Raw genomic sequence first — 12,415 nt, 5'->3', positions numbered from 1 at the left:
TTTCTAATACATAAAACGTTGTCTGAACCGAACGCGGTCGAATTGCTCGGCAGAGGACAGCGGAACGTCTTTGCCGATTCGGACCATGAGACAGTTCGCGGGATGCGCGCAAATCTCCGGATCGTCCGTGGCGAACCAGACCATGCCGACCGATTTCATCAGCCGTTCCATCATCTCCCGGTACTCCCAGACGTTCAGCCCGCTCGATTCCAGATCCCAGTGCCAATAATATTCGGTCGTGAAGACGATCATATTGTCCAGTTGGCCGTCTTCGAACGCGGCGGATATCAACGCTTTGCCCAGTCCGTAATTGCGGTAGTCGTCGGCGACCTCGATCGCCCCGAGCTCGACGAGATCTTCCATGCCGCCTTCCGACCAACGTTCCATTTCGTCGGGATAGTGGAAGGTGACGTAGCCGACGATGACGTCTCCGTCCCGCGCCGCGATAATTCGGCCTTCCGGAAGCTCCGCGATTTCAACCAACGCGACGTGCTGCTCCGCGGGTCTGCGGAAAGCGTCAAGCTTCGGATGCATCGTCAGCTTCTGAAGCTCTTCGGGCGCTATAGGTCCTTCCACGATTAGGGATCGGCCGTGCCGTTCAATCGTATGACGGACGTATTTTTTAATGTGCTCCATGCCGTTCCCCCCTTGTTAACCGTGTTTATGCTCCGTATATTATAGCACATTAGCGGCATGCAACGGGCTTAGAAGCGACCCTGTAACAGAATATTGCCCCTGCAATGGGAGATTTTGTCCTTGCCTACTATGCAGAGCTCGGATGCACTGTGGTATAATGGCTTTGGTAGAGGGGTAACCTCGAGTTCATGAAAGCGCATACGGCATAACGGGTACCCGCATTTCAATGGGAAGGTGATGGAGTGTGACATTGCAATCGGACGAAAAATTAGCCGTTACGGCGAAGGTGTCCAACATGGCATCTTACGAAGAGGCGGTAAACAGCTTTAACTGGGCGGATGTCGAGCAGCGTTTTACGTGGTCGACCACCGGCAAGGTGAACATGGCGCATGAGGCGATCGACCGGCATCTGGCGGAAGGCCGCGGCGACAAAGTCGCGCTTCACTACAGCGACAACCATCGCGAAGAGAGCTATACTTTCGCGGATCTGTCCAAGCAGTCCAACCGTTTCGCCAATGTGCTTCGCGGGTTGGGAGTGGGCAAGGGCGACCGCGTCTTTATTTTTATGCCCCGGACGCCGGAGCTGTACTTCAGCTTGCTTGGGACGATCAAAGTCGGCGCCGTCGTAGGCCCGTTGTTCGAAGCGTTTATGGAAACCGCCGTCAGGGATCGTCTGCAGGACAGCGGCGCCGTCGCGCTGATCACGACTCCCGCATTGCTCTCTCGTGTGCCCAGGGCGGAATTGCCCGAACTGAAGCACGTTCTCGTATATGGGGATTCCGTGGAAGAAGGAGACGGCATCATCGACTTCTCCAAGGCGATGGCCGGAGCTTCGGAAGAAGCCGAGGTGACCTTCCTGGAGCGGGAAGACGGCCTCATTCTTCATTATACTTCCGGTTCTACGGGCAAGCCCAAAGGCGTATTCCACGTCCAGAACGCGATGGTTCAGCACTACCATACCGGACGCATCGTGCTTGATTTGCGCGAAGACGACGTATACTGGTGTACGGCCGATCCCGGCTGGGTAACGGGAACGTCTTACGGCATTTTCGCTCCTTGGCTCAACGGCGTAACGAACGTCGTGCGCGGCGGACGTTTCAGTCCGCAGGATTGGTACGCCACGATCGAAAAATATAAAGTAACCGTCTGGTACAGCGCGCCTACCGCGTTCCGGATGCTGATGGGGGCCGGCGACGACGCGGTCAAATCGTTCGACCTGTCCAGCCTTCGCCACGTGCTGAGCGTTGGCGAGCCGCTGAACCCGGAAGTCGTGCGCTGGGGCAACCGCGTGTACGGCCAGCGCATCCACGATACGTGGTGGATGACGGAAACCGGCGGACAATTGATCTGCAACTATCCGAGCATGGAGATCAAGCCGGGCTCGATGGGACGCCCGATTCCGGGCGTGCAGGCGTCCATCATCGACGATCAAGGCAATGAGCTGCCTCCGTTCCGGATGGGCAATCTGGCGATCAAGACGCCTTGGCCGTCGATGATGCGCACAATCTGGAACAACCCGACGAAGTACCAGGAGTACTTCCATATTCCGGGGTGGTACGTCTCCGGAGATTCCGCCTACAAGGATGAAGAAGGCTACTTCTGGTTCCAAGGAAGAATCGACGACGTCATCAATACGTCCGGAGAGCGGGTAGGGCCGTTCGAGGTCGAGAGCAAGCTGGTCGAGCATCCCGCCGTCGCGGAAGCCGGCGTCATCGGCAAGCCCGATCCGCTTCGCGGCGAGATCATCAAGGCGTTCATCTCGCTGCGCGAAGGCTTCGAGCCGTCCGACGAGCTGAAGGCGGACATCGCGAAGTTCGTCAAGGAAGGCTTGTCGGCTCACGCTTCGCCGCGCGAGATCGAGTTCAAGGACAAACTTCCGAAGACGCGCAGCGGTAAAATCATGCGCCGCGTGCTGAAAGCCTGGGAGCTGAACTTGCCGACGGGCGACTTGTCCACGATCGAGGATTAATCGAAGTTGCGCCGCCGTCTTACGGCGACAAAAAAGGGACGAAGCAGAATCCAATCTGCTTCGTCCCTTTTTATTATTAAGTTCCTTATCCGCCCGATCTGACTTCGACGGCGGAAGTCGGCGACGATTCCCCGGACGGGCTGATCGCCGTAATTCTGTACCAGCCCGCGGAAGCGGGGGCGATATACTCGAAGGAAGTCGATTCGGTCGTGCCCAGCAGCTTGTATTTGTCGTTCTCTGAGCCGCTGTACCAGACTTGATACTGGGTTACGCCTTCTTCCGAAGGATTCGCGTTCCAGGTCAGGACGACACCGATATCCGTGCCGCGAGCGTTCAGGCCGCTAGGCGAAGACGGAGCGTTGCTGTTGCCGCCGCTTGGAATTTCCGGAGGAACCCCGGTATCCGGATTGTCGCCGCCGTCGCCGTTGCCGGTTCCCGGGTCCGTCTGGCCGGGCAGCGTAGGATCGACGATGATGCCGCCGTCCGTCGAGATGATGTCGCTCGCAACCGATTCGTTGCCTGCGACGTCCACGGCCGTCACGTAGTAGCTGTACGATTGGCGGGCGCTGATGTAGTTGACGAACTTCAAGTCTTCTCCGACAGGCAAGGAAGCTTCGACCTTCTGGAACGGGCTTCCGTTAATGGAGCGGTACAGACGATAGCCGGCGACGTCCGCTTGCGGAGGCGCGCTAAACGTTATTCTCGCTATGTTGTTGAGCGTCTCGACCGCCACGTTGCGCGGCGCACTTGGCACGGCTCCGTCTTCGACTCTCGGGTCGATCTTGGAGGGCGCGCTTTCGCCCGCGTCTTTAGGCAAGTAATACGCGAGAGGCTTGCGGCTTTGGGCCGCGACTTGACCCAGCTTCGCCTGCAGTTCCTCGATCAACGTGTCGAGCGGCGATTCCCGGACGACCATGACGGATTCCCGCAGCAGATCTTCAGGCGTGCCGTCCTGAGGCAAATAATTGACCCCGTTGTAGGAAATATACTTGACCTTGACCAGAGCGTCGTCGGACTCGGTCGGAATAAACTTGCGGTTGAAAATGTCAGTGACCAGTTTGCCCGCTTGCTTGGTCAAGTCCGTAGGCAGCTTGCCGCTGACGCTGGATACCGTCATCGAGACGATGTCGTCCGGCTTCTCGAACGTCTTGGTCGGAAACAACTCAGGCTTCGCCTCGGTCACTTCGTTCATGATCTTGGCCCAGATCGTGCGGGCCCGACTGTGGCTGTCCGAGGAGAGCGTATGAATGACCTTTTCGTATCCGGCCCAAACTCCGAGCGTGATGTCCGGCGTGAAGCCTTCGAACCAGACGTCGCTATAGTTTTGCGTCGTGCCGGTTTTGCCGACGATCGGGATATTCTTATAATTTTTGTACTGTGACATCAGGGAAGTCGCCGTGCCGTTGGTGACGACCGTGCGCAGCATATCCGTCATCAAGTAGGCGGATTGCTCCGAGACGACCTGCTTCGGATTCAATTCGTGCTTGTACACGATCTGGTTGTTCGCGTCGCGAATACTCTCGATCAGGTAAGCGTCGTTGAACACGCCCTTGTTCGCGATTGCGGCGTAGGCGTTCGTCAATTCCTCGACGGACGTTCCGTACTTCAAGCCGCCGATAACGCCCGTTTGCGCTTCGTCGTCTTCCTTGACCAGCGTCGTGATGCCGAGGGAACGTACGAATTCCCAGGAATCCTTGATGCCGACTTTGTCCAGGAATATTTTCAGCGCAGGTATGTTATAAGAGCTGTTTAACGCTTGGCGCGCAGTGACAAGACCCGAGTAACGGTTGTTGGAGTTTTTCGGGATATGGTAGCCTCCGCCGCCGTTTTTCAGGATGATCGGAGAATCGTCCAGAACGCTGCCGGGCTGTATGAGCCCTTTGTCGATCGCGGGCAAGTAAGCGGCGATCGGCTTCATCGCGGAGCCGGGTTGCCGGACCATCTGGGTCGCGAAGTTCATCTGCTCGATGTGGAAGTCGCGTCCTTCGATCATGCCCAGAATCGCTCCCGTCTTATGGTCCATCAGGACGGCGGCGATCTGTTCCACGCCTTTGACCGGATGATCCTTCGCGAAGTTTTCCGGGTTTTCCGCGATATCGTGCATCAAATTGTAAATTTTCTTGTCGATGGTCGTCGTCACTTTATAGCCGCCTCGCAGCAGCTGCGCGCGGGCTTCTTCGACCAGGGAAGAGTTTTCCTTCTTCTTCAAGTCTTCGCGGGTCAGATCCGGATTTTGCTTCATGACGAGAAGCTCGGCGGCTTGCCGCTCGGCTTCGAGCATCAAGTAAGGATAAGTATTGTACGCTTTCTCCGTAGGCTTGGCGAGCGACTTGTACAAGTCGAAAGCGAGCGCCTCGTCGTATTGCGCCTTCGTGATCTTGTTCTCCTCGAGCATGCGGCTGAGCACGAGCTTCTGGCGCGTGACCGCGCGCTTGAAGTTCTTCTCGTTGAACTCTCCCTTGCCGTTAAAAGCGGAATAGAGGGAAGGGAGCTGCGGCACGCCCGCGAGATAGGCCGCTTGGGCGATGTTCAGCTGATCCAGCTTGTCGATGCCGAAGATGCCCTTGGACGCCGCTTTAATGCCGAACACTTGATAGCCGTTGGAGCCGTTGCCGTAAGGCACCTTGTTCAAGTAGGCCGTCAAAATTTCCTCTTTGCTCAAATACCGTTCCAGGCGCAGCGACAGGAAGATTTCCTTGGCTTTGCGGCTGGACGTCTGGTCCAGGTTCAGGAAGACGCGCCGGGCGAGCTGCTGCGTGATCGTGCTACCGCCGGTCTGTACGCTCTCGTTCAGCAGCTGCTGCTTCACGGCGCGGAACAGGCCGTTCGTATCGACGCCGGGGTGCGTGAAGAAGTTTTTGTCTTCGATGGCGATGACCGCGTCGACGATAATTTGCGGAATCTGGTCGTAGGTGACCGGCCTGCGGTCCTCCTCCGAGCGGAGCTGTCCGATCGGGGTTCCGTCGTTGAAATAGACGAATCCGGTAATCGCGTTTTCGTTGATCTTTTCTTCTATGAAGGCACGATCGCGAATCGGTTCTTCATGAACGAGGGAAGCGACGAAGCCCGCTACCGCTCCGGCGCCGACGAGTCCGGCCAGAATCCCGAACAGGATCAGCCAGAGAACGGTGAATCCTGCGATTTTCCCCGCCGTCTTGAAGCCTTCGCCCTTGCGTTCTGGCTCCGAAGGGGGTTGTTTAGTAGTCGTCATAATTTTAGAAAGCCTCCTTCAACAAACAGAACTATTATAGCATACATAACCATAGTTTGGCTTCCTTGGAAGGTCGCTCCCGCGGAACGCGCTTGCTCCGGGAGCCTTGCGATTCCGTACCGTAACGGTTATACGCAGCAATCGGGCGGAGGTTGTGTTTTCGACAGACAAAAAAAGATCGCCCCGTCATCCGAGGACGACAGCGGGCGATCCTTATCGCGTTTGCGCGGCTTACAGAGCCGGGGGAGTGAACGTGCGGGCGGCGAACTCGGCATCCATCATGAAGAAGGCGTTGCTGTCCTTGTCGATCCGCTTAAGCTTGTTGATGATCGTGTCGAACATCGATTCCTCTTCGACCTGTTCGTCGATGAACCATTTGAGGAACTGGATCGTCGCATGCTCGCGGTCGTTGAGGGCCAGATCGGACAGATGATAGATGCGCCGGGTCACTTCCTGCTCGTGCTCGTAGGCATGCTCGTAAGCGTCGAGCACGGACGAATATTCGTTGTTCGGCGTGTCCATGCCGGACAGCGTGACGCGAATGCCGCGGTCGTTTAAGTATTTGTAGATTTTCATCGCATGGAATTTCTCTTCTTCCGCCTGTACGGTGAAGAAATTGGCGAAGCCGTCCAGGCTCTCGCCGGAGCAGTAGGCCGCGATCGCCAAATACACGTGCGAGGAATACAGCTCGTAGTTCAGTTGGTCGTTCAGGGCTTTGCTTAAAGTTTCGTTGATCATCTCGCGACTCACTCCTTATGGAATCTGGCAGTTTCTACCCGAATTGTACCATAAAGCGTCGAGTCATCCTATCCGCTGCTTCAATTTCTCGTACAACGCTTCGGGGGAAGGGGCGACGACGACTTCGGTTTTGCCGATCAGAGCCATGCATTGCTTCGTGCACAGCTTGCAGACGCCCAGGCAATCTTTTTTCTTGCGCTTGAGATCCGGGTACTCGGCTTTTAGCGTTTTGTACACGGACTTGGAACCGTGCTTGAAGTTCCGGCAGCAAAATTTGATTTTTTTCATGGGGGCACGCACCGGCTTTCCTCTTCGACGTATCGATTCTCCATAAAATGATATTAATTCTCATTATCATTGTCAATGAGAAAAATCGAGACTTCGTCCGCGGGCAATAAAAAACGCCCCTCGCTTCCTTGGATAAGGAAGACGAGAGGCGCCGAGGCTTGGAAAGACGATTAACGGCTGTAGAATTCGACGATTTGTTTAACGTCGATTTCTTGGGACAGCTCGCCGCGGTCCGGAAGACGAGTGTACTTGCCTTCCATTGCGTTGGCGTTGAAGTCCACGTAGCCTGGAATGTGGTGACGTCCTTCCAGAGCTTCTTTGATCGACTTCAGGGAGCGGCTACGCTCGCGAAGGCCGATCACGTCGCCGACTTGCACCGTGTAGGAAGCGATGTCGACTTTCTTGCCGTTGACCGTCACGTGGCCGTGGGAGACCAATTGACGGGAACCGTAGCGGGAGTTAGCCCAGCCGAGACGGTAGACAAGATTGTCGAGACGGCTCTCCAACAGGATCAAGAAGTTGTCGCCGGCGATACCTTGCTGCTTCGAAGCGCGGTCGAACAAGTTGCGGAATTGCTTCTCGTTCAGGCCGTACATGTGACGAAGCTTTTGTTTCTCTTGCAGTTGCATGCCGTATCCGCTGATTTTGCGGCGTTGGTTGGCGCCGTGTTGTCCCGGAGGGAATGCGCGTTTCAATTCCTTGCCCGATCCGCTCAGGGAAATGCCCAGGCGGCGACTTAGCTTGAACTTAGGACCTGTATATCTTGCCATGTGTGTGAAAACTCCTTTTTCAAAATGAATATGGTTTTGAAAATGGGTTTCGTTGCGCGGATTTTCCTTAACCGGAATGCCCGGTTCCAGCAGGGAAGTTCAGCCGCTGCCCGCTGGTGGATCGTCCGAGAGGGTGCCACAAGATCTAAGCCCAGTATTCAACAAGATATATTATAAGAAGTTGAGGGGAAATGTCAAGAACCATTCGTTTCGTTCAACGGTTTGCAATACCGGACCGGCGAAGCAGGACAGGAGAGAAAGCGCTTAAAAAAATAAGCCGGAAGGCTATGGACTTCTATGAAGCTAGTGCAAAAATCACGGTTTCATTGTATAGTAAAAAGAAAGAGACATCGGGGGATGGAGGTGTCGGGTATGGTCCTTAAGCGGAAAATGCAGCAGCATCACGAAACGCAAGACAATACGGAGAATCCATCCCGCACCCGTCAGCAACTGCCGCACTGGCTGCAGAAGCAGGAGCTAACCGAAGCGGACTTGCCGTATATCCACGATTTGCTGACGAACGGCTTCGCGGAGTGGTTGGAAGAAGTGGAAGGATTCCCTTGGCTCGGAGGGCCGATGGCGCTGCTCCATCCGGACGGGACGAACGTCGTCGCGAATCGGGTGCCGGAAGAGACGGAAGCCGATCTTCCTTCCTGGAGCGAAGAGGTAATAGGTCCTACGGCCGCCAGCAGGGCGTTGGACACTTGCCGGCCGACGCTGATGCGGGCGGAAGAGCATCGGGTCGCCAAGCTGAAAGAATACGATTCGATCGCCGTGCCGATCTTCACGAGAACGACCGGCTTTCCGTGCGCGGTCGTCGCTTGCCTGCTCCCTGCGGGCGCGGCGCAAGCAGGCGACCTGAAGCTCCTTCAGGCCGCGGCGCTTCATATAAGAAGCTGCATCTATCGGGACTTCGAGAATTTGTTCGTCGGCGGTTTGCTGAGGGAACGCAAACTGTCCAAGAAGGAAGAAGCCCGCAGGAACATTCTGTTCGGCGTCATGAGGCGGCTGAACGACCATATCGATGTCGAGAACGTGCTGTCCGAAGTGCTGGACAGCCTTGAACAGCTATACCCGATCTGCAAGGCGGACCTGTTTCTGTCGCAGGACTATACGAGCCCCAATGAGAAAGTCCGTCCGCTCGCCTTTCATCTGAACGACATGGACCTGTGCAAGGCGGCGTTCCTCGACGGGAAAATCCGGGAGGAGCTGTCGGCCGGCCGGCATCGCATCGCGCTGCCGCTGTCGGGCAAGCAGGGCGTGTACGGCGTGCTCCGGCTGGATATGCCGGAGAGCCAATTCGACGAAGCGGATATCAGCTTCCTCACGATGCTGGCGGGGGCCGCGGGCGCCGCGTTCGAGAAGGCCAAGCTTCACGAGCAGGCCAACGTTCTCGTCGGGGAACTGCGCCTGATCAACGAGCTCACGCATAGGCTGAACAGCAGCCTGAAGCTGTCGGAGACGATGCAGTTCGCATCCGCCGAGCTGCTGGCGATATTCAAATCCGATTTTTGCTGCATCCTCCAGTTCGACAAGGCGCTGCAGCAATTCATGGTGATGTCCTCGAACGTGGCGGAGATGATCGGAGACGCGTATTCGAAGGAATACGGCTTTTGCGGCGTCATGTGGTCGACGAAGGAACCGATCATTTTGTCGGACTACTGTTCGGCGACCCCCGTCGCGTCCAAGCTAATGGACGTGACGCTTTCCCGTTCCTTGCTCGCTTCGCCGCTGCTGCTCAACGGGGAGGTGATCGGCGCCGTCATGATCGCGAAGCGGGAGCCGAACCATTTCTCCTACGACAACTACAAGCTGCTGCAGGTGCTGTCGGCGCATCTGGGCTTGGCCATCTCGAACGCTACCCTGCATGCCGAAGTGCGCAGGATGGTCATTACCGACAACCTGACCGGCCTGTACGCGCGCCACTACTTGAACGAACGAATCGGCCGCAAGCAGCTTCGGGACAGCTCCGGATCGCTGATTGTCGTCGATATTGACCATTTCAAGAAAATCAACGACACCTACGGTCATCAGGTCGGCGACGACATTCTCATTCAGGTCAGCCAGATCATTCGCACGTCGATTCGGGACAGCGATATCGCGGCCCGATGGGGCGGAGAAGAGCTCGCGATCTATTTGCCGTTGCTCAGTCTGGAGCAGACCCAGCGGGTGGCGGAAAGAATTCGGCAGCGGGTCGAGGCGGAGACGAACCCCCAGGTGACCGTGTCGTGCGGCATTTCGGAATGGCGGCTGCAGGACGACAAGATCAGCGTCGAGACGCTGTTCTATAAGGCGGACATGGCGTTGTACGAAGCGAAGCACCACGGGCGCAACTGCATCGTCGTCGGATAGGCTGGAACTTAACGGAATGACAGAGAAGCTCAGGCGGCGCCGGGAGATTATCCCGGCGCCGCCTGAGCGCGTTTGGGGGGCATGTTCGGGATCGGGTGCATAGACGAGGCAAATGGGGAAACGATACGAAGCGAAAGGGGGGATCGGAATGAAAGGGGCAATTCGGTTTGGCGCAGCGATCTGCGGAGCGGGATGGCTGCTGCTGATGTTGACGGGCTGCATGGGGCGGGTCGGGAGCCTGCCTGCGGATCAGGCTTTCGCTTTGTCGGCTTCGGCGCTGTCCGGCAGCGACAGCTACGGGTTTGCGGGCGAGCTGGCTTTGTACAATCCCGGAGGGAAGATGGAGACGAGGGCGGCGTTCGAAGGAGAGGTCAGCCGTCACGGCAATCTGAAGCTGAACTGGACGGAGCCGGGTATGGACGCGGGGCGGTCCCGGGAGTTCGGTCCGGGGTATAAGCCGCTGAGCCTGCTCGAAGCGTTGAACGGCCGCAACGCGTCGATCTCCTACGCCGATCCTCCGACGCCGGGCGAGCCCGTGCGCATTCGCATTCGGCTGAACGAGGAAGCGGCGAAACGGCGCATTGCGGACGTCTTGCGGGAGGAGATGGCGGAAGTCCGGGCGGATAAGCGGTTGTATGCCGCGGAGCAGGCTCGGAGCGCTCTGGAAGCCGCCGAGCGTAAGCTGGAGGCCGCACTGGATACGTTAAAGGTCGATACGGTCGTCATCTGGACGGCCGATCCGAAGAGCTGGTTTCCCGGCCGCATGTCGGAGCTGACGGAGCTGACTTATTCGTGGGAAGGGAAATCATATCGCGAGAAGCGAACTTCGGAAACGAATTTCCTTGCCAAAGCCTAAGGTGGTACAATGTAGAAGAACACAGCGACAGCAGAAGGAGAGCAGCTATCATGAGAGATCCGCGAATCCGGCGGCTGGCCGCCAACTTGGCCGGCTACTCGGTGAAAGTCAAGCCGGGAGAAAACGTACTTATCGAAATGATCGGCACCGAACGGGAATTGCTGAAGAGCCTGATCGAGGAAGTGGCGAAGCTCGGGGGAAATCCGTTCGTCGAAATAGAGGACCGCTCCGTTCTTCGCACCTTGCTTCTCAATGCCACCGACGCGCAGTTGGAAACTTGGGCCGAATACGATTTGGAGCGGATGAAGCGAATGGACGCTTATATCGGCATCCGCGCGGGCGACAACGCCAACGAACTGGCCGACGTGCCGGCGGACCGCATGAAGGCGTACGATCGCATTCATCGCCATCCGGTACATATGGAGCAGCGGGTGAAGAAGACGAAGTGGGTCATCCTGCGCTATCCGAACGGCTCAATGGCGCAATCGGCCAACATGAGCACCGAGGCGTTCGAGGATTTCTACTTCGACGTCTGCAATCTCGATTACGCCAAGATGGACCGCGCCATGGACCCGCTGCAGCAGCTGATGGCGCGCACCGACAAGGTTCGCATCGTCGGCCCGGGCACGGATCTGACGTTCTCGATCAAAGGCATCGGCGCCCAGAAGTGCTCCGGAGAGCGCAACATCCCCGACGGAGAAGTGTATTCCTGTCCGGTGCGCAATTCCGTGAACGGCACAATCTCGTACAATACGCCGAGCGTCTATAACGGATTTACGTTCGAGAATGTCAAATTCACGTTCAAGAACGGCAAAATCGTCGAAGCGACGGCCAACGACACGGACCGGATCAACGCGATTCTGGACAGCGACGACGGCGCGCGCCATATCGGCGAATTCAGCCTCGGCTTTAACCCGTATATTCTTCATCCGATGAAGGATACGCTGTTCGACGAGAAGATCGCGGGCAGCCTGCATTTCACCCCGGGACAGGCGTACGAGGTGACCGACAACGGCAACCGTTCGTCCATCCATTGGGATCTCGTTCTCATTCAACGCCCCGAGTACGGCGGCGGAGAAGTCTACTTCGACGACGTGCTGATCCGCAAGGACGGGCTGTTCGTCGTCCCGGAATTGGAAGGCCTTAACCCCGATTTCTTGAAATCATGATTTTTTTCCCCTTGCGTGAAAATGGGGGAACAAGTTATGATGTGGGAGAGATTGTTACGCCTAAATTTAGGAGGGAATCCTATGTCGAACAATGCGGCTATTGTAGAGTTGTCCCAAACCGCAAACAAGTTCCGCTCTTCCATCGTTCTTCAAGCGGATAACAAGTACATCGACGTGAAAAGCATTCTGGGATTGTTCACGACGCTCGTAGGCAACCTTTCTTATGAGCTTCACGTACACGGTCCGGATGCCGAGGAAGCGAAGAAGGAACTCGGAGATATTTTCTCCAAGCACGGTTTGAACGTCAAAGTCGTGGAATAATCCGTTTCAGTTTTTCGGGATTGGTTCATGATGGAGCCGTTCCTTGCGGTATCGTACCGGAGGGGCGGCTCTTTTATTTGTCTGAATCGTCTCCGACAAAACGCA

At 56.7% G+C, this 12,415-nt stretch carries 10 protein-coding genes; 5 read left to right on the top strand and 5 right to left on the bottom strand.

The features are described from left to right. Window positions 1-3 precede the first annotated feature (3 nt). Window positions 4-636, bottom strand: coding sequence for a GNAT family N-acetyltransferase (locus B0G52_RS00355; RefSeq protein ID WP_094041535.1), 633 nt, complete (start codon window positions 634-636; stop codon window positions 4-6). Between the two features lie 244 nt (window positions 637-880). Between B0G52_RS00355 and acsA the strand changes: the two genes are divergently transcribed. Further along, on the top strand, window positions 881-2,605 hold the full coding sequence (acsA, locus tag B0G52_RS00350) for an acetate--CoA ligase (RefSeq protein ID WP_094041534.1): 1,725 nt from the start codon (window positions 881-883) through the stop codon (window positions 2,603-2,605). An 85-nt stretch (window positions 2,606-2,690) separates the two neighbouring features. Here acsA and B0G52_RS00345 read toward each other — a convergent pair whose 3' ends face one another. The 4 genes from B0G52_RS00345 to rpsD form a co-directional block, all read right to left on the bottom strand. Continuing rightward, a complete protein-coding gene (locus B0G52_RS00345) occupies window positions 2,691-5,816 on the bottom strand; it encodes a penicillin-binding protein 1A (RefSeq protein WP_094041533.1) in 3,126 nt (1,041 codons plus the stop codon). Window positions 5,817-6,047: 231 nt separating this feature from the next. Beyond that, a complete protein-coding gene (locus B0G52_RS00340; RefSeq protein WP_094041532.1) occupies window positions 6,048-6,554 on the bottom strand; it encodes a ferritin in 507 nt (168 codons plus the stop codon). 63 nt (window positions 6,555-6,617) lie between these two features. Beyond that, window positions 6,618-6,842: a DUF1450 domain-containing protein gene (locus B0G52_RS00335; RefSeq protein WP_094041531.1), complete on the bottom strand. Its 225-nt coding sequence runs from the start codon at window positions 6,840-6,842 to the stop codon at window positions 6,618-6,620. Window positions 6,843-7,012: 170 nt separating this feature from the next. Continuing rightward, window positions 7,013-7,612, bottom strand: a complete 600-nt coding sequence (rpsD, locus tag B0G52_RS00330; RefSeq protein WP_094041530.1) for a 30S ribosomal protein S4 — start codon at window positions 7,610-7,612, stop codon at window positions 7,013-7,015. Between the two features lie 372 nt (window positions 7,613-7,984). Here rpsD and B0G52_RS00325 point away from each other — a divergent pair, with 372 nt between their 5' ends. The 4 genes from B0G52_RS00325 to B0G52_RS00310 all read left to right on the top strand — a co-directional run bounded on the left by B0G52_RS00325 (window position 7,985) and on the right by B0G52_RS00310 (window position 12,310). After that, window positions 7,985-9,964 (top strand): sensor domain-containing diguanylate cyclase, encoded by a 1,980-nt coding sequence (locus B0G52_RS00325; protein WP_233162224.1) that lies wholly within the window; start codon window positions 7,985-7,987, stop codon window positions 9,962-9,964. Between the two features lie 148 nt (window positions 9,965-10,112). Further along, complete coding sequence (locus B0G52_RS00320) at window positions 10,113-10,820, top strand: hypothetical protein (protein WP_094041528.1); 708 nt, start codon at window positions 10,113-10,115, stop codon at window positions 10,818-10,820. A 50-nt stretch (window positions 10,821-10,870) separates the two neighbouring features. Continuing rightward, window positions 10,871-11,989 carry an aminopeptidase gene (locus B0G52_RS00315; RefSeq protein WP_094041527.1) on the top strand — a complete coding sequence of 373 codons (1,119 nt, stop codon included), beginning with the start codon at window positions 10,871-10,873 and terminating at the stop codon, window positions 11,987-11,989. 81 nt (window positions 11,990-12,070) lie between these two features. Continuing rightward, complete coding sequence (locus B0G52_RS00310) at window positions 12,071-12,310, top strand: HPr family phosphocarrier protein (protein WP_094041526.1); 240 nt, start codon at window positions 12,071-12,073, stop codon at window positions 12,308-12,310. Window positions 12,311-12,415 lie beyond the last annotated feature (105 nt).

The organism is Cohnella sp. SGD-V74 (genome assembly GCF_003001675.1).
In the GTDB taxonomy this organism is placed as follows: Bacteria; Bacillota; Bacilli; order Paenibacillales; family Paenibacillaceae; genus Cohnella.
The sequence above is the reverse complement of the archived record's forward strand: the minus strand, read 5'-3'. Positions and strand labels throughout refer to the sequence as shown.